The sequence below is a fragment of the Thermocrispum sp. genome (genome assembly GCF_002919275.1).
Lineage (GTDB): Bacteria > Actinomycetota > Actinomycetes > Mycobacteriales > Pseudonocardiaceae > Thermocrispum > Thermocrispum agreste.
In genome coordinates this window covers 24,302-43,196 of the sequence record NZ_PKFA01000044.1, presented here as the reverse complement: position 1 = coordinate 43,196, position 18,895 = coordinate 24,302, and the positions used below count along the sequence as shown (strand labels likewise).

Below are 18,895 nucleotides of genomic sequence, written 5' to 3'. Positions count from 1 at the left end.
GAGAAAGGCACACCCATGCTGCGGACGATGCTGAAATCCAAGATCCACCGGGCCACCGTGACGCAAGCCGACCTGCACTACGTCGGCTCCGTGACGGTGGACGAGGACCTGATGACCGCGGCGGACCTGTTGCCGGGGGAGCAGGTCGCGATCGTCGACATCACCAACGGTGCCCGGCTGGAGACCTACGTCATCCCCGGCGCGGCGGGCAGCGGCGTGATCGGGATCAACGGGGCCGCCGCGCACCTGGTGCACCCCGGTGACCTGGTGATCCTGATGTCGTACGCGCAAATGGACGACGCCGAGGCCGCCACCTACCAGCCCAAGATCGTCTTCGTGGACGCGGACAACAAGATCGTCGAGCGGGGCACCGACCCGGGCAGCGCCCCGGAGGGGTCCGGGCTGATCAGCGGTTCGGTGCAGGCCGGCCGTCAGGCCGCGGAAGCGCCGGAGACCGCGGACGCCGCCAAGCTCGACGCCTTGCTGCACGCCGACGGCTGATGCTGCTCACCGTTTCCGCCCGCGACACGGACCTCAGGTTCGGCATCTACGAGGGCCGTGGCGACAGCGCGCGGCTGGTGCGCGACTGGCGAATGCGCACAGACAACCGGCTGACCGCCGACGAACTCGCCTGGACCATGCGCGGCATGCTCGGCGAGTACGCCGACCAGATCACCGGGGTGAGCGTGCTGTCGACGGTGCCGCCGGTGCGCCGGGAGCTGCGCGCGATGCTGAGCCGCTATTACCCGGACGTGCCGCGGGTGATCATCGAGCCGGGGGTGCGCACCGGGATCCCGCTGCGGGTGGACAACCCGAAGGAAGTCGGGCCGGACCGGTTGATGAACGCCATGGCGGTGCACGCGCTGCACCCGGACCGGCCTTGCGTCGTGGTGGACTTCGGCACGGCCACAGTGGTCGACGCGGTGTCGGCGGCCGGGGAGTTCCTCGGTGGCGCCTTCGCTCCCGGTATCGAGATCTCGCTCGACGCGCTGGCCACGCGCACCGCGGCGCTGCGGACCGTGGAGCTGGTGCGCCCGCGCTCGGTGATCGGGAAGAACACCGTGGAATGCCTGCAGTCGGGGATCTTGTACGGGTTCGCCGGGCAGGTGGACGGGTTGGTCAGCAGGGTGCTCGCGGAGTGGGGCACCGAGCAGGGCCAGGTGGCGGTGGTCGCCACCGGCGGGCTCGCCGGCTTGGTGGTGGCGGAGTCGCGCACGATCACCGAGCACCGGCCGGACCTGACCTTGCTCGGTTTGCGTCTGGCGTTCGAGCGCAACAAACGATGAACACCGCGGCGTGCCCGCGGCCTCGTTTGTGCCGATCTTCGCGGCGACCGGGAATGCCCGCTCCCGGGATCACACTTTCGGGTGGGGTGTGACGGGCACTTGTCCCGGCTGATCCGGCCCGCGACCGAATCGAGCTCGATCACGGTCGCGTGACTTATTTCACTTTGCGCACCTGGTCCCGGTGAGTGCTGAGGGCAGGTGCCGACAGGTATTCCCCGCCCGGCCGTCCGCCTTGCTCCTGGTCGTACCAACTGAACCGATTCGCAAACGGTCGTGCGTACCGGTACGGAGTTGGCGCGAAGCCGAGCTGCCGAAACTGGTGTCCTGGGCATTCTTGTCGGTTCTGCGGACCGCGGCATTGCCCCGTCGACGGCGGCGATGGGGGATGTGGCCGGATGAGGGCCGGTCACTCTTTCCGCCGGGACCGATTACCACCTGTCGCGCGGGCGGATCGTGCTGGCAATGCCCAGCTCGCTTTCCCGGCGTCCGCCCGGGTCGCGCCGGAAAGTGACGACGAGCCGGTGTCGCCCGGGCATGCAGGACGAACTCGATGCCGAGCCGGTGGATCACTTAGGGAGCGGTGTTCGTATGCGCGTGGCCGCTAATCCGGCAATCGGGAAAACATACCGTATTGATCGGAACCCCCGGCATGCCACCCGTGGTTGCCCACGGCTCCCGGCGTGCGGGCCGCTTGCGCCTTCGGGCCGGCCGGTGTGCGGACCTGCCGCGCCGCGCAGGACGAAGGGAGTGGGGGTTCCCTCGACCCGGTGAGCGGCCTGACCTGGGCGGGATCCGTACGTCAGCACCGGCGGCGCAGAAGCACGTGGCGTGCGCAGGCATTTCTTACCCGTGTCGGTCTACCGGACGCCGCCGACCGGCGGTGCGCCGAATAGCACGGTCGGCGGCGCGCCCGTGTGGACTATCCGCGGAACGCGTGGCGTTTGCGCAGGTGCGAGCGGAATAACGGTCCCAATCACCCTCTGATTGCGCCCGTCGTAGAATGTGGGTATTAATGACATGACCCGTCGTCCGTAGTGTGCATGGGACGCGTGACGATTCAGCCGGAGCATTACCCCCGGGAGGAAAGCCATGGCTCAGAAGGTGCTGGTCTCGCTGATTGACGATTTGGACGGTTCGGACGCCGACGAGACCGTCGAGTTCGGCTTGGACGGCGTGACCTACCAGATCGACCTGTCGGCGAAGAATGCAAAAAACCTGCGCGACGCGCTGGCCAAGTATGTCCAGCACGCGCGGCGTGCCGGTGGTCGTAAGCGTCCGGCTCGTTCGGCTTCGGCCAGCAAGTCCGCGTCGGTCGACCGGGAGCAGAACCAGGCAATTCGCGCGTGGGCGCGGAAAAACGGTTACGCGGTGTCCGACCGGGGCCGGATCCCGACCGAAGTCGTCGAGGCGTACCACAAGAAGAAGAACTGACCTCGGTGGTGGAGTGAAAACGCTCCGCAAGACTCCGGCAGTGCAGGGGGCCGACGGGAGGTCGTCGGCCCCTTTGCCATGTCTGCCGGGGTGACACTTTCGGGGTCTTTCGTCCCACGGGGCGCAGGCGGGCGGTGGAGGGCACCGTACGGGCACTCGATGCCGGAGCGTCCGGGCAGTCTTCGCCGGGTTCTCGCCGAGGGGTGCTCGGTCCGCCGTGGCGAGGGTGCGTGCGTCCTCGAGTCGGTGGCCGGTGGCCGGGCGGGGTTGGTTCTCGGGCTGGGGGCCGGTAGCCCGACAGTGTTCGTCTTCGAGCCGGTGGCCGGTGGCCAGACAGTGTTTATATGTGGATCATGGCGTGCCCGGTCAGCGCTTCGGCTTCACCCGCGGGCAGTCCGCACAGGCTTCGCCGTCGTTGACCAGGTAGGCGAAGCAGCAGGACTCGCGCCGCCGAACCCAGCACGGCGTTCCGTCCACGGTCTGGCAGCGCAGTGTGCTGGCCGAGGTGAACGGCGCGAGCGCGTCGGGCAGGACCAGCGCGGCGTCCGCCACGCCCGCTCCTTCGTCGCCGCCGAGCTGGCCGGCCATCCAGAGCCCGGTGTCCAACGCATCGGTGGCCGTCGCCCACCACGTGTGCGGGCCGAACCGCACCGCCGGGCGGTAGCTGGCGATGAAGCGGGCGGCATGTCCGGCGAATCGTGCGCGCAGCAAAGCGGCGAGCGCTTGCGCCGAAGCGACGGTCGTGGCGGCGCGGGTGCCCGCCGCAGGGTCGTTGGGGAGGCAGACGAACTCGTCAGCCGTCACCGCAACGCCCGAGACGTCCGGCCGCCCCTGCGGTGAGATCCGTACGTGAAGATCGGACGGCCGCAGCGACGGCACCCGGCGTCGGTGATGGAAGAGCATCGCCGCGTAGATGGCGATCGCGGACAGATACCACCAGCGCAGGTAGCCGGCTGCGGTGCGCTCGGGAGCCTCGCCGTGTTCCTCCCGCAGCCATCGCAGTATCTGCTCATGCCACAAGGCGAGGCCGGGACTGCCCGGTGACAACAGTTCGTCGCAGCGATGCCACCCCTGGCCCGTCGGCAGGCCGTGCTCCAAACGCAGCCACGCGGGCGGGAGCTGCCTGATGGACTCGGCCAGCCCAAGTGGGTCACGTGGCGCCGGACCCGCCGCTTGCGGAGCGGCCGCGCGAGCCGGGCCAGCCGCCGGGGGAGCCGCTGTGCGGGTCGCGAGACGGTCGGCCGTCATGTGACGAGCCCCTCTGTGGAAAACGAACGGGAGTAAGGCTTGCCTAACCTTACTGGGCGCACTCGGCTGCTTCGGCAGGCGGGTGAGCGTACGGCCGTCGGGACCAGTGTGTTCGCGCTTAGCGGACACGCTGCGTAGGCAGGAATCCTGTGACGAGCAGACTCGTTGTCTCGGGCGAGCCCGCAGGGTGGAATACAGCTGAGTGGTTACGCCGCGGCAATGGTGTGGCTACTACAGTGGCATTACGGTGCTGCACACATCACGTTGTTCAGGCGTGGTGGCCCAGACACCGCCAACGCAGTCAGGGAGTAGAGATGTTCGAGAGGTTCACCGACCGCGCTCGGCGGGTGGTCGTCCTGGCCCAGGAAGAGGCCCGGATGCTCAACCACAACTACATCGGCACCGAGCACATCCTCTTGGGCCTGATCCACGAGGGTGAAGGCGTAGCCGCCAAGGCCCTCGAGTCGCTGGGCATCGCGCTGGAGGGCGTGCGTCAGCAGGTCGAGGAGATCATCGGCCAGGGGCAGCAGGCGCCGAGTGGGCACATCCCGTTCACGCCGCGCGCCAAGAAGGTGCTCGAGCTGTCGCTTCGGGAGGCGCTGCAGCTCGGCCACAACTACATCGGCACGGAGCACATCCTGCTCGGCCTGATCAGGGAAGGCGAAGGCGTCGCAGCCCAGGTGCTGGTGAAGCTGGGTGCGGACCTGAACCGCGTGCGGCAGCAGGTGCTGCAACTGCTGTCCGGCTACCAGGGCAAGGAGCCCGCGGAGGCGGGTACTGGCGGCCGCGAGACGCCGTCCTCGTCGCTGGTGCTCGACCAGTTCGGTCGGAACCTGACGCAGAGCGCACGGGAAGGCAAGCTTGACCCGGTCATCGGCCGGGAGAAGGAAATCGAGCGGGTCATGCAGGTGCTGTCCCGCCGGACCAAGAACAACCCGGTGCTGATCGGCGAGCCGGGTGTCGGCAAGACCGCCGTGGTGGAGGGTCTGGCGCAGAACATCGTCAAGGGCGAGGTTCCCGAGACGCTGAAGGACAAGCAGCTGTACACGCTGGACCTCGGCTCGCTGGTGGCCGGCTCGCGGTACCGCGGTGACTTCGAAGAGCGGCTGAAGAAGGTCCTCAAGGAGATCAAGACCCGCGGCGACATCATCCTGTTCATCGACGAGCTGCACACGCTGGTCGGTGCCGGTGCCGCCGAAGGCGCCATCGACGCGGCGTCGATCCTCAAGCCGATGCTGGCCAGGGGCGAGCTGCAGACCATCGGCGCCACCACGCTCGAGGAGTACCGCAAGTACGTCGAGAAGGACGCGGCGCTGGAGCGGCGGTTCCAGCCCATCCAGGTCGGCGAGCCGAGCCTGGAGCACACCATCGAGATCCTCAAGGGCCTGCGCGACCGCTACGAGGCGCACCACCGGGTGACCATCACCGACTCGGCGCTGGTGGCCGCGTCCACGCTGGCCGACCGCTACATCAACGACCGCTACCTGCCGGACAAGGCGATCGACCTGATCGACGAGGCCGGGGCGCGGATGCGGATCCGCCGCATGACCGCGCCGCCGGACCTGCGCGAGTTCGACGAGAAGATCGCCGAGGTGCGCAGGCAGAAGGAGTCCGCGATCGACGCGCAGGACTTCGAGCGGGCCGCGCGGCTGCGCGACGAGGAGAAGTCGCTGCTGCAGCAGAAGGCGGAGCGGGAGAAGCAGTGGAAGGACGGTGACCTGGACGTCGTCGCCGAGGTCGACGACGAGCAGATCGCCGAGGTCCTGGCCAACTGGACCGGCATTCCGGTGTTCAAGCTGACCGAGGAGGAGACCACCCGCCTGCTGCGGATGGAGGAGGAGCTGCACAAGCGGATCATCGGCCAGGAGGACGCCGTCAAGGCGGTCTCCCAGGCGATCCGCCGGACCCGTGCGGGCCTGAAGGACCCGAAGCGGCCGAGCGGTTCCTTCATCTTCGCCGGCCCGTCCGGTGTCGGGAAGACCGAGCTGTCCAAGGCGCTTGCCGAGTTCCTGTTCGGCGACGACGACGCCCTGATCCAGATCGACATGGGCGAGTTCCACGACCGGTACACCGCGTCGCGGCTGTTCGGTGCCCCGCCCGGGTACGTCGGCTACGAGGAAGGCGGCCAGCTGACCGAGAAGGTCCGCCGCAAGCCGTTCTCCGTGGTGCTGTTCGACGAGATCGAGAAGGCGCACCAGGAGATCTACAACACCCTGCTGCAGGTGCTGGAGGACGGCAGGCTGACCGACGGCCAGGGCCGCACGGTCGACTTCAAGAACACGGTGCTGATCTTCACCTCGAACCTGGGCACGCAGGACATCTCCAAGTCCGTCAGCCTCGGGTTCTCGTCCAAGACGGACGACGTGGGCCAGTACGAGCGGATGAAGCAGAAGGTCCACGAGGAGATGAAGAAGCACTTCCGGCCGGAGTTCCTCAACCGGATCGACGACATCATCGTGTTCCACCAGCTGACCGAGGACCAGATCGTGCAGATGGTGGACCTGATGATCAGCCGGGTCGAGGAGCAGCTCAAGAACAAGGACATGGGTCTCGAGCTGACCGACAAGGCCAAGCGGCTGCTCGCCCGCCGGGGCTTCGACCGGGTGCTGGGTGCCCGTCCGTTGCGCCGGACGATCCAGCGCGAGATCGAGGACCAGCTGTCCGAGAAGATCCTGTTCGGCGAGGTCAAGCCGGGCCAGATCATCGTGGTCGACGTCGAGGGCTGGGACGGCAAGTCCGACTCGCCCATCGACAAGGCCAAGTTCACCTTCCGCGGTGAGCCGAAGCCGAAGGCCGTGCCGGACGCTCCGCCGGTCGACGTGGCCGCGGCCAGCGGTGGCGAAGGCGGCGAGAAGGCGGCCGAGAGCGAGTAAGCACGCCGGGCTGAACGACGGCGGGTTCGCAGGGTTCTGCGGGCCCGCCGTTCGTTCGTGCAACGCCGGGCGCCCGGTTCCGGTGTGGTGGCCGGTCGGGTGCGCCGCGGGCGGCCGGGTGCGGTCCCGCCAAGGTGCGGTTGCAGCCTGGCATCGAATGATCGTCCGGGCCTGCGTGGGCACGGTGAGTGCGGCATGCTGACGCCGTGACCGTGCTCCCCGGGGACTTCGACGAGACCACCCGGACGCGGCGTCAGCGGCGCCCGGGCGGAAAGCCGTTCGGTGTCGTCCTGGTGGCGCTGGCCACGCTGTATGCCGCGTTCGCGCTGTGGCGGCTGGTCGCCTCGGGGTTGTACGACCTGGACGGCAACGGCCTGACCGTCGCCGCGTTGGCTCTCACCCCGTACCTGGCGGCTACCGGCGTGGTGCTCAGCCTGTTCGTGGCGCTGTTCCGCCGGTGGGGGTCAGCGGTCGTGGTGTTCGCCCTGAGCGCCGCACTGGGACTGACCCTCGTGCCCCGCTACTTCGCCGACGGTCAGCCAGGCACCGGTGGCCCGGTGCTGCGCGTGATGGCGGTGAATCTGTATTACGGCGAGGCTGACGCGGCCGCCGTGGTGTCGCTGGTTCGTCAGCGTGCAGTCGACGTTCTTGCGGTGACGGAGCTGACCCCTGCCGCAGCCAAGCGGCTCGAGCAGGCCGGGTTGGGGGAGGTGCTGCCGCATCAGCATTTCCAGCCGGCTGCGGCGGCCGCGGGCTCGGGCGTGGCGTCCCGGTATCCGCTGGTGGCGATCGATCTGGCCGGACCGTCGAGCTTCCGGCAACCGAGTGCGGCCGTGCACGTCGAGGACCAGGTGGTGGAGGTGGTCGCGGTGCACGCCATGCCGCCGGTCGACGATTCCCGCGCATGGGCGGCGGACCTGCGCAGCCTGCCGCGCGCCAACAAGGAGGGCGCGGTCCGGGTGCTGGCCGGGGACTTCAACGCCACGCTCGACCACGCCGAGTTCCGGAGGCTGCTGACCCGCGGGTACGTGGACGCGGCGGACCAGCTCGGGCTGGGCATGATGGCGACGTGGCCGCGGGAGCGCAGCCTGCCGCCGGTGACGATCGACCACGTTCTGATCGACTCCCGGGCCGCGGTGCGCAACTTCCAGGTCGTCGACCTTCCCGGCTCGGATCACCGCGCGATCCTGGCGACCGTGCGGCTGCCCGGGTCGGCTTGGAGCGGCTAGGGGCGGTGTCCTGAGGGCAGCGCAGCGGTTGCGGGCACGCCTTGCCGGACTGCGTGGGTTTTCGCCGTTCTCGGGGGGGCTGGAACGACCACCGCCACCGTCGGAGCCACAGCTTCCGGCATGCAGTAGCTGGCGCGGGCACTTGGAGTCGTAGCTTCTGGCATGGAGTGGCTGGCTGGGGGCGATCGGAGCCGCTGCTTTCGGTTTTGAGTGGCTGGCGCGGGCACTTGGAGTCGCTGCTTCCGGTACCGAGCCGCTGCCTCAGGCATCGAGCCACTGCTACCGCACTGGCCGCATGGGGTGTACGCGCCGTTCACTGCGTCAGCCGTGGCGCCGTTCGGCGTAGAGCGGCCGCGATTCCGTCCGGGAAACGGAAATAGCTGGTGCTCTTCGTTCGACAAGTCTCATGTCGCCGGATCCCGGCGGCGCCTGGTGGTTTCCGGTGCGGATTGTCAGCTGGTGGTGGTTGCTACGAACGGCCAGGTGAACGACTCGAACGGGGTCGATCGCATCGTCGGCCTGTCCGACGGGGTGTTCGCCATCGCCCTCACGCTGCTCGCGCTGCCGCTCGTGGACGCCGACATCCGTGCCGGCGAGGTGGCGGAGAGCCTGCTCGAGGTCGTTCCGCAGCTGCTGGCGTTCGCGCTGAGCTTCGTCGTCATCGGCCGGTACTGGCGAGTGCACCATCGGGTGTATGCGCGCATCGAGCGGACCGACGCCGCGTTGGTGGGACTGAACCTGCTGTTCCTGTTCTGGGTGGCGTTGCTTCCGTTCCCCACCGCGGTGCTGGGCGAGCACGGTGACACCGCCGCCGCGGTGGTGTTGTACGCCCTCACGATCATCCTCACTGGGCTTTCGTCCACCGGTATGTGGTGGTACGCCGCAGTGGGACGGGCCCGCCTTCGTGCGGACGGCCGGGTACTGACCCGCTCGGATCTCGATCGGGAAGAGCTTCGGCAGAGCCTCGCCGGAGGCGCCGCGGTCGTCACCGGGTTCGTCCCGTCGATTCCGCTGGCGTTCGTCGATCCGACCCTCGCCGAGTTGTCCTGGCTGCTGGTGATCCCGATGGGGCACCTGCTCGGATGGGTGGCGCGGCGCGCGGGCTGACCGATCCGGGACTTGCGCGGTGTGTGCCGCCCAGCTCACCCGTTCTTGGCTGAGCTTGCCGGGGTGCTTGTTTCGGTCGGTGGGGTGCTCGCTGGCTTGTTGTCCCGGTCGGGCCTGCCGGGGGTGCTTGTTTCGGCCGGTGGGGTGACGCCGGCTCGTTGTCCCGGCCGAGCCTGCGGGGCGCCAGTCTTGCTTCTCCGGCTGCCGGTTCGACGTGCGAGTCCGTTCGCCGTCCGCAGCCGCTGGTCGGCGGTGTCCCGGGCGGGGCGAGCCACTAGGGTGCTGATCAAGCCGCAGAGCAGCCAGTTCGTGGTCACACTCGCACAGAAGGAGCCCAGGTGAGCGGCCGTCGCGGTGTCGTTGAGTTCGGCGGGGCCGGCCGCCCCATCGTGCTGCTGCACGGGTTGATGGGCCGGGCGACGACGTGGTGGCCGGTGGCGAAGTGGCTGACGGCCCACGGCCGGGTGGTCGGGCTGGACGCCCGCGCGCACGGCCGTAACCCACACCGGGAGGCCGTCGCGACGGAGCAGTTCGCGGACGACGTCGCCGCGTGGGTGCGCGAGCAGGCCGATGGGCCTGCGGTGTTGATCGGGCACTCGATGGGTGGCCTGCACGCGATGGTGGCCGCGGCTCGGCACCCGGAGCTGGTCCGCGGGGTCGTGGTGGAGGACATGGCCCCTGATCAGCGCGGCAGGACGGTCGAGGCGTGGCGGCCGTATTTCGACTCGTGGCCCGACGTGTTCACGTCGCTGGCGCATGTGCGGGAGTTCTTCGCGCCCTACGGCGACTACTTCATCGAGTGCGTGGAGGAGCGGGCCGACGGCTATCACCTGATCGCCGACCTGGACGTCATGTATCGCATCGCCGCGGAATGGGGCGAGCGGTCGTACTGGCCCTACGTGGACCGGCTTCGCTGCCCGCTGCTGGTGATCGAGGCCGAACGGACCGCGATGCCGCCGGGGCAGCAGGCCGAGCTGGCTCGCCGCGCCGGCGGGCGCTACGTGCGCGTCCCCGGGACCGGCCACGTGGTGCACGTCGACGCCCCCGACGCCTACCGCGAGGCCCTGGAGGCGTTCCTTGCCGACCTTGCCGACTAGCCGGCAGAAGACGCGAACCAGGTGCCGTCTGCGGCTCATCAGTTGTGCCGCCTGTGCGCCGCCGGTTCGCGATGGCCTGCCGGAAGTGCGGATGGTGACCTGGGGGCCGGCTACGGTGTCGGCTCCAGTCGGACGATGTGGCGCCGAGGCGCCGGGGCGGTCGCCCTGAGTTCGGTGATCCACCTGATGGCGCCGCGCGCCGTGCCCTCTGCGCACACGGACCGTTTCGGCGAGCTGGCGGAAGGAGTCGCCGACAGCGAAGACAACACGTACCCGATGACGGACATGCGTGAACGGCCAGGGTCGGTGGGCTGTCGGGCGTGGCTGTGCTCGGTGCGCACGGCGCGAGCACAAGCGGAACACGACGTGTCCGGACCGGCGGCCATGGACGCGGCCGTGAATGAGCAGCCACAGACACCGGTGAGCCGTCCGTCCCCGCGTTGCAGGGCCGCCGCAAGTTCGACTGTCGAAACGGCGTGATCGACCCCGCCATGGGTGGCCGTCACCCACACCGCATTCATCTGCCTCCCCCTCTCGCCGGCGAACGGGGCGGTTGGCGCGAACGATGCCTGAGCCGCACAGGTCGCCGACGGTTACCGTTCTAGAACGATAGCACGGTGTGACCTAGTACACGTATGCCTGCAAGCGGTGAGAATTGCCTGCAAGTCAGCCGGTGTGCTAGAACGCATGCGGCTGACGAGGAGTACATGATGACGAACGACGAGCGCGCAGCGCCGCCGTACCTGCAGATCGCCGGGGCGATCCGGGAGAAGATCGTCTCCGGTGAACTGAAGGACGGGGACCGCGTGCCGTCCGCTCGGCAGATCATGCGCGAATGGGGTGTCGCGCTCGCCACGGCCAACAAGGTGCACTCCGCGCTGCGGGCGGACGGTCTGGTTCGGGCCGTGCCTGGGGTCGGCACGGTCGTGGACACCAAGGGCATGCACCCGCATGCGGCTGACCGGAGCCTGACCGTCGTGCGCACCGGCAAGATCTACCCGGACGGCCACTACGCCCGTATCCGGAGCGTCGAGCTGGTTCCCGCGCCGGAGCGGGTGGCCGATGCGCTCGGGACAGCGGAAGGCGCCATCGTGATCCGCCGGGCCAGAACCACCTACCGCCCCGGCGACGTGCCGGTGGCCACGTCGGTGTCGTGGTTCGACGGCGCGCTGGCCCCACATGCGCCACGACTGCTCGAGGCCGAACGCATCCCTCAGGGCACGTTCGCCTACGTTGCTCAGCAGACGGGACGCGAACTCGCGAAGGTGTACACGCAGCTGGCGGCCAGTTCGGCAGACAGTGCGGCGGCGGAACAGCTGGGTGTCGCGCCGGGCTCGCCGGTGCTCGTCAGCCGGGATCGGTTCGTCGACGCCCTCGGCGGAGTGATCGAATACGGCGAGTCGACCGCACTCGCGGACCAGTGGGTCTTCGTCGAGTCGAGCGCAGCAAAGGACGGTCAATGAAGCACATCCACGCCGGCAAGGTGCGGGACATCTACCAGGACGGCGACGATCTGCTGATCGTCGCTTCGGACCGGGTGTCCGTCTACGACGTGTCCCTGCCCACGCTGATCCCGGACAAGGGTGCGCTGCTGACCCAGCTGTCGGCGTGGTGGTTCGAGCAGCTGGCCGACATCGTGCCGAACCACGTCATCTCGACCACCGACGTGCCGGAGGAATTCGCCGGGCGCGCGATCCGCTGCAAGCCGCTGCGCATGATCAAGGTGGAGTGCATCGCCCGCGGATATCTGGCCGGGCTCGGATGGCGGGAGTACCAGCAGCACGGCTCGATTTCGGGCGTTCCGCTGCCGCCGGGGTTGCGGGAGGGGGACAAGCTTCCCGAGCCCATCTTCACGCCGACCACCAAGGAATCCGACACCGGCCACGACGAGTTCATCACGTTCGACGACGTGGTGGCCCAGGAAGGCCGGGAGGTCGCCGAGCGGCTGCGCGACCTGACGTTGCAGATCTACACCGCAGGGGCCGAGAAGGCGCTGGAGCGGGGGATCATCATCGCGGACACCAAGCTGGAGTTCGGGTGGGACGGTGACGTTCTGACGCTCGGGGACGAGGTGCTGACCTCCGACTCGTCGCGGTTCTGGCGCGTCACGGAGTGGGAACCTGGCCGTCCGCAAAAGGCGTTCGACAAGCAGTTCGTGCGGGACTGGTCGCTGTCCACCGGGTGGGACAAGACGCCACCTGGGCCGGAGATTCCCGACGAGATCGTCAAGGCCACCCGGGATCGCTACATCGAGGCGTACGAGCGCATCACCGGCCTTCGCTGGCGGCCGAAGGACGGTGAGCCCGCCACCGTGCACTGGGATCCCAACGGCCAGTACTACGACCCGCAGCGGCTGATCGACGACGTTCGCCGCGTCCTGCGCGAACACGGGTTGAACCCGGTCAGCCACCCTGATCATGCGGATCTCCGGGACAGGGGTGCGAGCCTGTTGCTGCGCGGGTTGAGTGTGACTCCGGGCAACCCGCCGGAGGACGGCGGCGCCGATGGGGCGCCGGGTGCGGGTGGCCAGGCTTGAACGGCCGATGAGGCGCCGGGTGCGAGTGATGAGGCCTGACAGCTGATGGGGTGCTTGAGCGGGCTTGACAGCCGATGGGCGCCGGGCATCGGCGACCAGATCTGATCGCCGTCTCGGGGCTGAGGTCGCCGCTCCGCCTACTTCCGGCCCAGTGCCGATTTGACGTAGTCCTCGTCCTTGATCCGGACCGCTCCTTGCTCGAGCGGCACCCGGTGGCCGTCCGTGCACCGCACCTGGACGGTGAGCGGCGCTTCGCAGTCGCGGTGGATCAATTCCACTCCGGTGCGGTGGTCGTCGCGTAGCGTCTCGCCCCACTGCATCAGTGCGACGAGGATCGGGAACAGCTGACGGCCGCGCTCGGTCAGGACGTACTCGTCGCGAGTACGTTTGCCTGCTTCCCGATACGGGCGGCGCTCGACGATGCCGTCGGCGTGGAGCTGTTTGAGCCGCCCCGCGACCACGGCTTCGCTCAGGCCGGTGCGCCGCGTGAACTCGTCGAAGCGCGTACCGCCGTAGAACAGCTCGCGCAGCACCAGCATCGCCGACCGGGTGCCGATCACCTCCAGCGCTCGCTCGATGCGGCACCACCCCTTGGCCGGCCACCTGTCCCGCGCCGCGAACTCGCCCAGCCGCTGCAGAACACCTTCCGACGGAGCCTGCGCACTGTCCTCGCTCATGTCCTCATCCTACCTCTAGCTTTACTTTTCCAAAGTCAGAGGTGTAGCTTCTAACTATGGTTTTCCATAGCCAGAAGGCTTCCCGCTGCGAAAGGACCCGCCCATGAGCACCGCTTACCTGATCGACGCCGTCCGCACTCCGATTGCCAAGGGCAAGCCGGGCGGCGCGTACACCGGCATCCACCCGGTCGACCTGCACGCTCGCACGCTGGCCGCGCTCGTCGAGCGCGTCGGTATCGACCCGGCCCACGTCGACGACGTCATCAGTGGTGCGGTCGGCCAGATCGGCGAGCAGTCCGGCAACACCGCGCGCTGGGCGCTGCTCGGCGCGGGGTTCCCCGAATCCGTCCCCGGGGTGACCGTGGACCGTCAGTGCGGCTCGTCCCAGCAGGCACTGCACTTCGCCGCGCAGGGAGTGCTCGCCGGGGCGTACGACGTGGTCATCGCTTCCGGGGTCGAGTCGATGAGCCGCATCCCGATCGGCTCGCAGTCCCAAGGCAAGAATTTCGTCGGCAGCCGCGTCGGCGACCGCTACCCGGACGGCCTCGTCCCGCAGGGCGTCAGCGCCGAGCTGATAGCCCAGCGCTGGAACCTGTCGCGCACCGAACGACGAGTTCGCCGCCGAGTCGCACCAGCGCGCGGCGAAGGCGTGGAAAGACGGGCTCTTCGACAGCCAGGTCGTGCGGATCACCGACCTGGTGATCGACGAGAGCATCCGGCCCGACACCTCCGTGGACGTGCTGGCCGGGCTCAAGCCGTCGTTCAAGGCGGATCACTGGGTCGAGCGGTATCCCGATCTCGAGTGGCGGGTCACCGCGGGCAACAGCTCGCCGGTCAATGATGGTTCCGCTGCGGTGCTGGTGGCCAGTGAGGACGCGGTACGGCGGTTCGGCCTGAAACCCCGCGCGCGGGTGCACGCGTTCGCGGTCACCGGCGACGATCCCGTGTTCATGCTGACCGGGATCATCCCGGCCACGCACAAGGTGCTGGCCAAGGCCGGCCTGCGGCTCGACGACATCGACGTGTTCGAGGTCAATGAGGCCTTCGCCTCGGTCGTGCTCGCTTGGCAGCGGGAGACCGGTGCCGACCTGGCCAAGGTCAACGTCGACGGCGGTGCCATCGCGATCGGTCATCCGCTCGGTGCATCCGGCGCCCGACTGATGACGACGCTGGTCAACGCCCTGGAGCACACCGGCGGCCGCTACGGGCTGCAGGTCATGTGCGAAGGCGGCGGGATGGCCAACGCCACGATCATCGAGCGGATCTGACATGGCCGGCTTCTCCTGGGCCGACCTGCTTCGGAACGGCCTGGAAAAGCACATCGCCCACCTGGAGCGGCACTACGGCGCTGCCACGGCCGCCGACGCCCCCGTGCGCGCCGGCGGCGTGGACGCCCGCTCACCGGCAACCGAGGAGGCATCGATGAACCGGACGCGCACCTACAGCTGGGAGGATCCGAAGGTCTTCGCCGACCCGGCTCGTCAACTCAGCGGCCTGGAATTCCTCAACCAGATCGGCAGCGGTGAGCTGCCCATGGTCCCGGCAGGCGTCACCACGGAGATTCTTCCGGTGGCGGTCGGCGACGGCTGGGCCGAGTTCCGGATGCAGCCGGCCGAATGGCACTACAACCCGATCGGCTCGGTGCACGGTGGCATGCTCGCCGGCCTCGCCGATTCGGCCCTCGGCTGCGCGGTGCACAGCAAACTGCCCGCCGGGACCGGCTACACGTCGCTGGACCTGACCATCAAGTTCACCCGGCCTGCGAACCTCGACAGTGGAGTTCTGCGGTGCCGTGGCGAGGTGGTGACCATGGGCCGCCGCACCGCGACAGCCGAAGCCCGGATCGTGGACGGCCGCGGCAAGGTGGTCGCGCACGCGATCGCCACCTGCCTGCTCTTCCCGCTCTGACCACGGTCACGGCGCGGTCAGCGGCCTCGAAGCTTCCGCCACCGGTCCTTCCAGCTCGAGCCTGCCGAGACGACCGCGTCGTCACCCGACGGCAGCGGGTTCTTGTCGTCCGAGTCGTAGGTGACCGGCGATGTGCTCGGGACACGAAAGGCTTCCAGCTCCGAGTCCGCCAGGATCGCGTCGATGCATGCGCGGCTGCCGCCGACGTGCGTCACCGCCAGGTCGATGTCGGTGGCGACACACCACGAGCGGCAATCGGGCCACCACGCGTACGGTGACTGATAGTGACCGTCGTGCGTGTCGTCCCGCATGGACGTCGTGACAGCGTCCAGGCTCCCAGTGAGCAGGATCAGTTCACGGTCCAGAGGTAGCGTGAACCGTGCTCCGCGAGACCACTCGGGGCGGAAGTCGCCCCCGTCCCACACCGCGAACCAGCACCGGCCGGGGTTCGTGGTGAACGGCTTCAGGAGCTTCGCCAGCCTGCTCGCCATCGGCCGGGTGATCGATCCGGTTTCCGGTTCTTCGGTGAACGGCGGCGGAAGCTCCGGATCGACCGGGTTGGCGATGGCGGCCCACTGGGCGCGCGCGTGCATGACCCGGCCGCTCCACTGTGCGACCGCTGACCACGAGACGGGCCGTCCCTCGATGTCCATCGCCGGATGGAAGAGGCGCGCATAGTCTTCGAAGACCTCAGGAACCAACGACCTGACGTCGTATTTCTCGACCAGCGCCTGCTGGATCCAGTCGACCATGCCGTCGGTGCCGACTGCTGGGGTGAGGTCAGTCATCTGCTCGCCAGGTGCTGCACGGTGATCACGGTGAACGTCTTCCATCTTGCCGCGTCACCGTGCTGGCATGGCATGGATTCTTGCCCGCGTCACCGTGCTGGCATGGCCCGGATTTTTGCCCGCATCACCGTGCCGGTATGGCCCGAACGACTGCGATCACCCCTGCAGCATGGCCTTCCACTCGGCGGTCGAGTACTCGCCGGTGATCAGCAGCGGCCAAATGTCGGCACCCAGCAGCCCGTGTTCGCCGGCCCGTGCCGCCGCGATGCACGTGTGCTGCGGCACCCCGCGCTCGGCGGCGAACGCGGCCACCGCCTCCGCGGTGCGCGGCCCGTAGTAGCCGTCGACCGGGACCTGCACCCCTTGCCTGCGCAACAGTCGCTGAGCGGTCCGCACGGCCTCGCCCCGGTCGCCGACCCGAAGCAGCGGCCACTGCGGCCGGTGGGTGGGTGCCGGGGCGCCGAGGACCTCGGCGACCGCCTCGCGCAGCTCGGGGATCCGGGCGTACAGCACGTCGCCGGGACATTGGGTGGAGTTGAAGTCCCGGTGGCCCATGATGTGCTCCACCGGAATGCCGTACTGGGAGGCGATGTAGGCGACCAGCTGCACCAGCGAGTCCCACAGTGCCTGCGGCACGTCGGCGGAGACGTAGTTGCCTTCGTTCTCGATGCCGATGACCTCGCTGTTGTGGTTGGCCACGTTCGCGCCTTGGACGTGCTGGGTGCCGCCGCGCAGCACCTCCAGGCTGCGATGCCGTCCCTCGGTGATGTAACCGCCGCGGGAGTTGGTGAACTGCTGGCCGGAGTCGATCCAGCCGTTGTTGTCCATGTGGTGGTTCTGGATCGCGCGGGAAATGGCGAACGCGCGCTCCTTGCTGAAATCGTCGCTGTTGCCCGGTTCGACGGTGTGGTGGACGACGATGTAGGTGGGTGCGTGGTCCAGCACGACGATCTGGCCGTTCGGCGGTCGTGCTCCCCAGTCGGCCGTGCCGAAGATCTCCGGGGCCTCGACCGTGCGGCCGCGGCTGCCCGGACTTCCGGCGGTGCCCGCCAGTGCCCCCGGAGCCGTGATGCCGCCGATCACGGTGGCCGCCAGTCCACCTTTCAGCAGCGTCCTTCGGTGGAATTCGACATCGGCCATCGGTGGTTCCCCTCTCGCGCGCAGGGCGGCTCACCAGGATGTCATCGGTCGGTGAGCGGAAGTGCACCGAAGGTAACTCCGCGCCAGGGACGCCGACAATCATTGACGAACGGTATGCGCATCTTGCGAACTAGTTACCGTTCACAGTTGAGTGCTCGCCGGGAAGCGCGAAGCGCCCGTCGGCGATCTGCTCCACCAGGCCGTCCTCCAGCAGCGAGTGCAGACACCGGTCGCGCTGCCCGTCGATCGGCCATGCCGCATCGAGCTGTGTCTTGTCCACCGGCTCCGGCGATCCCCGCAGCACGTCCAGCAGCAGCCCGCGCACGTGGCGGTCGGTCCCGGCATAGCGTTGGACCGGCCGGGCAGGCTGACCGGTGTAGGCGGGACATCCGGCGCGCTGCCAGGCGCAGGTCTGCACCAGCGGACAGCGGGAGCACCGCGGAGTGCGCGCGACGCACACCAGCGCGCCCAGCTCCATCAACGCCGCCGACAGCCGCGCTGCGCGCGCTTCGTCGTCCGGCAGCAGCTGCTCCACGTCGGCCATGTCACGGGTCATCGAGGCCGGTCCGGCATCCCCGGCGCCGTGCACTGCCCGAGCCACGACCCTGCGCACGTTGGTGTCGACCACGGGAGCCCGCTTGTCGTAGGCGAAGGCTGCGACCGCGCGAGCCGTGTAATCGCCGATGCCCGGCAGGCGCAGCAGCGTCTCGACATCCGCGGGGACGACGTCGCCGTGCTCGGTGGCGATCACCGTCGCCGTCTGATGCAGTCGCAACGCGCGCCGCGGGTACCCGAGCTTGCCCCAGGCTCGCAGTACCTCGCCCTGACTGGCGCCGGCCAGAGCCGACGGCTTCGGCCACCGGCGGATCCACTCCTCGTACACCGGCAGCACCCGGTTGACCGGCGTCTGCTGCAGCATGATCTCGCTGACCAGCACCCGCCAGCCACGGTTCGCCACCGGCTCCCGCTCGCGCCAGGGCAGCTCGCGGGCGTTCGCGTCGAACCAGTCCAGCAGCAGCTCGGGGTCCACGCTGAGACGGTAGCGCTCAGGCTTCCACCTCGGTGATGGCGGCGGTGTTCACGTCGTAGACGAAGCCGCGGACGTTGTCGGTGTAGGGGATGAACGGGCTCTGCCGGATGCGCCGAAGGGTCTGTCGGACGCTCTCGGTGACGTCCCGGAACGACTCGATCGCCCACGGCGGCCGGATCCCGGTGGCCTGTTCCACCTCGTCCTTGAACGAGTCCTCGGTGATCATCGACAGGCCGCACTGGGTGTGCTGCATCACGATGATCTCCCGGGTCTGCAGCTTGCGCTGGCTGATCGTCAGCGACCGGATGGCGTCGTCGGTGGCCACGCCGCCCGCGTTGCGCAGGATGTGCGCCTCGCCGTGCCGCAGGCCGAACACGTCGAAGACCTTGATCCGGGCGTCCATGCAGGTCAGCACGGCGATGCCGAGGCTGGGCACCGGCGTCCGGATGGTGGGTGCGCCGTGGTCGACACCGTCCACATGGCGCTTCAGCAGGAGATCGATGTTGCTCACCGCGCACCTCCGACAACGGTTTCGGTCATTGGAG

At 68.8% G+C, this 18,895-nt stretch carries 15 protein-coding genes and 2 pseudogenes; 11 read left to right on the top strand and 6 right to left on the bottom strand.

Annotated elements, in window-relative coordinates:
* The first annotated feature begins 15 nt into the window (after positions 1–15).
* From panD to CXP56_RS09965, 3 genes are all read left to right on the top strand, one after another.
* Positions 16–501 carry an aspartate 1-decarboxylase gene (gene panD, locus CXP56_RS09975; RefSeq protein WP_028848572.1) on the top strand — a complete coding sequence of 162 codons (486 nt, stop codon included), beginning with the start codon at positions 16–18 and terminating at the stop codon, positions 499–501.
* Complete coding sequence (locus CXP56_RS09970; RefSeq protein ID WP_028848573.1) at positions 501–1,286, top strand: type III pantothenate kinase; 786 nt, start codon at positions 501–503, stop codon at positions 1,284–1,286. Before panD ends, CXP56_RS09970 begins: the two co-directional genes overlap by 1 nt.
* A 1,089-nt stretch (positions 1,287–2,375) precedes the next feature.
* Positions 2,376–2,717 carry a histone-like nucleoid-structuring protein Lsr2 gene (locus CXP56_RS09965; protein WP_028848574.1) on the top strand — a complete coding sequence of 114 codons (342 nt, stop codon included), beginning with the start codon at positions 2,376–2,378 and terminating at the stop codon, positions 2,715–2,717.
* A 366-nt stretch (positions 2,718–3,083) separates the two neighbouring features.
* On the opposite strand, the gene CXP56_RS09960 is transcribed toward CXP56_RS09965, so the two are convergent.
* The gene (locus CXP56_RS09960; RefSeq protein WP_245566710.1) at positions 3,084–3,737 is read right to left on the bottom strand and encodes a (2Fe-2S)-binding protein; all 654 of its coding nucleotides are present in this window, start codon (positions 3,735–3,737) and stop codon (positions 3,084–3,086) included.
* 542 nt (positions 3,738–4,279) lie between these two features.
* On the opposite strand from CXP56_RS09960, the gene CXP56_RS09955 reads away from it, so the two are divergent.
* The 6 genes and pseudogenes from CXP56_RS09955 to CXP56_RS09930 all read left to right on the top strand — a co-directional run.
* Positions 4,280–6,838, top strand: a complete 2,559-nt coding sequence (locus CXP56_RS09955; RefSeq protein WP_038045480.1) for an ATP-dependent Clp protease ATP-binding subunit — start codon at positions 4,280–4,282, stop codon at positions 6,836–6,838.
* Positions 6,839–7,044: 206 nt separating this feature from the next.
* Positions 7,045–8,067, top strand: coding sequence for an endonuclease/exonuclease/phosphatase family protein (locus CXP56_RS09950; protein ID WP_286900882.1), 1,023 nt, complete (start codon positions 7,045–7,047; stop codon positions 8,065–8,067).
* Positions 8,068–8,550: 483 nt separating this feature from the next.
* A complete protein-coding gene (locus CXP56_RS09945; protein ID WP_028848576.1) occupies positions 8,551–9,174 on the top strand; it encodes a TMEM175 family protein in 624 nt (207 codons plus the stop codon).
* Positions 9,175–9,512: 338 nt separating this feature from the next.
* Positions 9,513–10,271 carry an alpha/beta fold hydrolase gene (locus CXP56_RS09940; RefSeq protein WP_028848577.1) on the top strand — a complete coding sequence of 253 codons (759 nt, stop codon included), beginning with the start codon at positions 9,513–9,515 and terminating at the stop codon, positions 10,269–10,271.
* A gap of 710 nt (positions 10,272–10,981) precedes the next feature.
* Positions 10,982–11,734: a GntR family transcriptional regulator gene (locus tag CXP56_RS09935; protein WP_286900881.1), complete on the top strand. Its 753-nt coding sequence runs from the start codon at positions 10,982–10,984 to the stop codon at positions 11,732–11,734.
* A pseudogene (locus tag CXP56_RS09930) lies at positions 11,731–12,555 on the top strand (phosphoribosylaminoimidazolesuccinocarboxamide synthase); the annotation flags it as partial. The gene CXP56_RS09935 and the pseudogene CXP56_RS09930, both read left to right, overlap by 4 nt.
* 389 nt (positions 12,556–12,944) lie before the next feature.
* Here the strand turns inward: CXP56_RS09930 and CXP56_RS09925 are convergent.
* Positions 12,945–13,484, bottom strand: coding sequence for a winged helix-turn-helix transcriptional regulator (locus CXP56_RS09925; protein ID WP_038045482.1), 540 nt, complete (start codon positions 13,482–13,484; stop codon positions 12,945–12,947).
* Positions 13,485–13,587: 103 nt separating this feature from the next.
* On the opposite strand from CXP56_RS09925, the pseudogene CXP56_RS09920 reads away from it, so the two are divergent.
* Together CXP56_RS09920 and CXP56_RS09915 are read left to right on the top strand one after the other, a co-directional pair.
* Positions 13,588–14,752, top strand: a pseudogene (locus tag CXP56_RS09920) (thiolase family protein).
* A gap of 1 nt (position 14,753) precedes the next feature.
* The gene (locus CXP56_RS09915) at positions 14,754–15,392 is read left to right on the top strand and encodes a PaaI family thioesterase (protein ID WP_245566712.1); all 639 of its coding nucleotides are present in this window, start codon (positions 14,754–14,756) and stop codon (positions 15,390–15,392) included.
* A gap of 17 nt (positions 15,393–15,409) precedes the next feature.
* Here the strand turns inward: CXP56_RS09915 and CXP56_RS09910 are convergent, their stop codons facing one another.
* From CXP56_RS09910 to CXP56_RS09895, 4 genes are all read right to left on the bottom strand, one after another.
* Positions 15,410–16,180, bottom strand: a complete 771-nt coding sequence (locus CXP56_RS09910; RefSeq protein WP_051310372.1) for a hypothetical protein — start codon at positions 16,178–16,180, stop codon at positions 15,410–15,412.
* A 156-nt stretch (positions 16,181–16,336) separates the two neighbouring features.
* Complete coding sequence (locus CXP56_RS09905; RefSeq protein WP_286900879.1) at positions 16,337–17,320, bottom strand: peptidoglycan recognition protein family protein; 984 nt, start codon at positions 17,318–17,320, stop codon at positions 16,337–16,339.
* A 130-nt stretch (positions 17,321–17,450) separates the two neighbouring features.
* Entirely contained in the window at positions 17,451–18,350 is a 900-nt protein-coding gene (locus CXP56_RS09900; RefSeq protein WP_028848581.1) for an HhH-GPD family protein, read from the bottom strand.
* Positions 18,351–18,366: 16 nt separating this feature from the next.
* Entirely contained in the window at positions 18,367–18,861 is a 495-nt protein-coding gene (locus CXP56_RS09895; RefSeq protein ID WP_028848582.1) for a beta-class carbonic anhydrase, read from the bottom strand.
* Positions 18,862–18,895 lie beyond the last annotated feature (34 nt).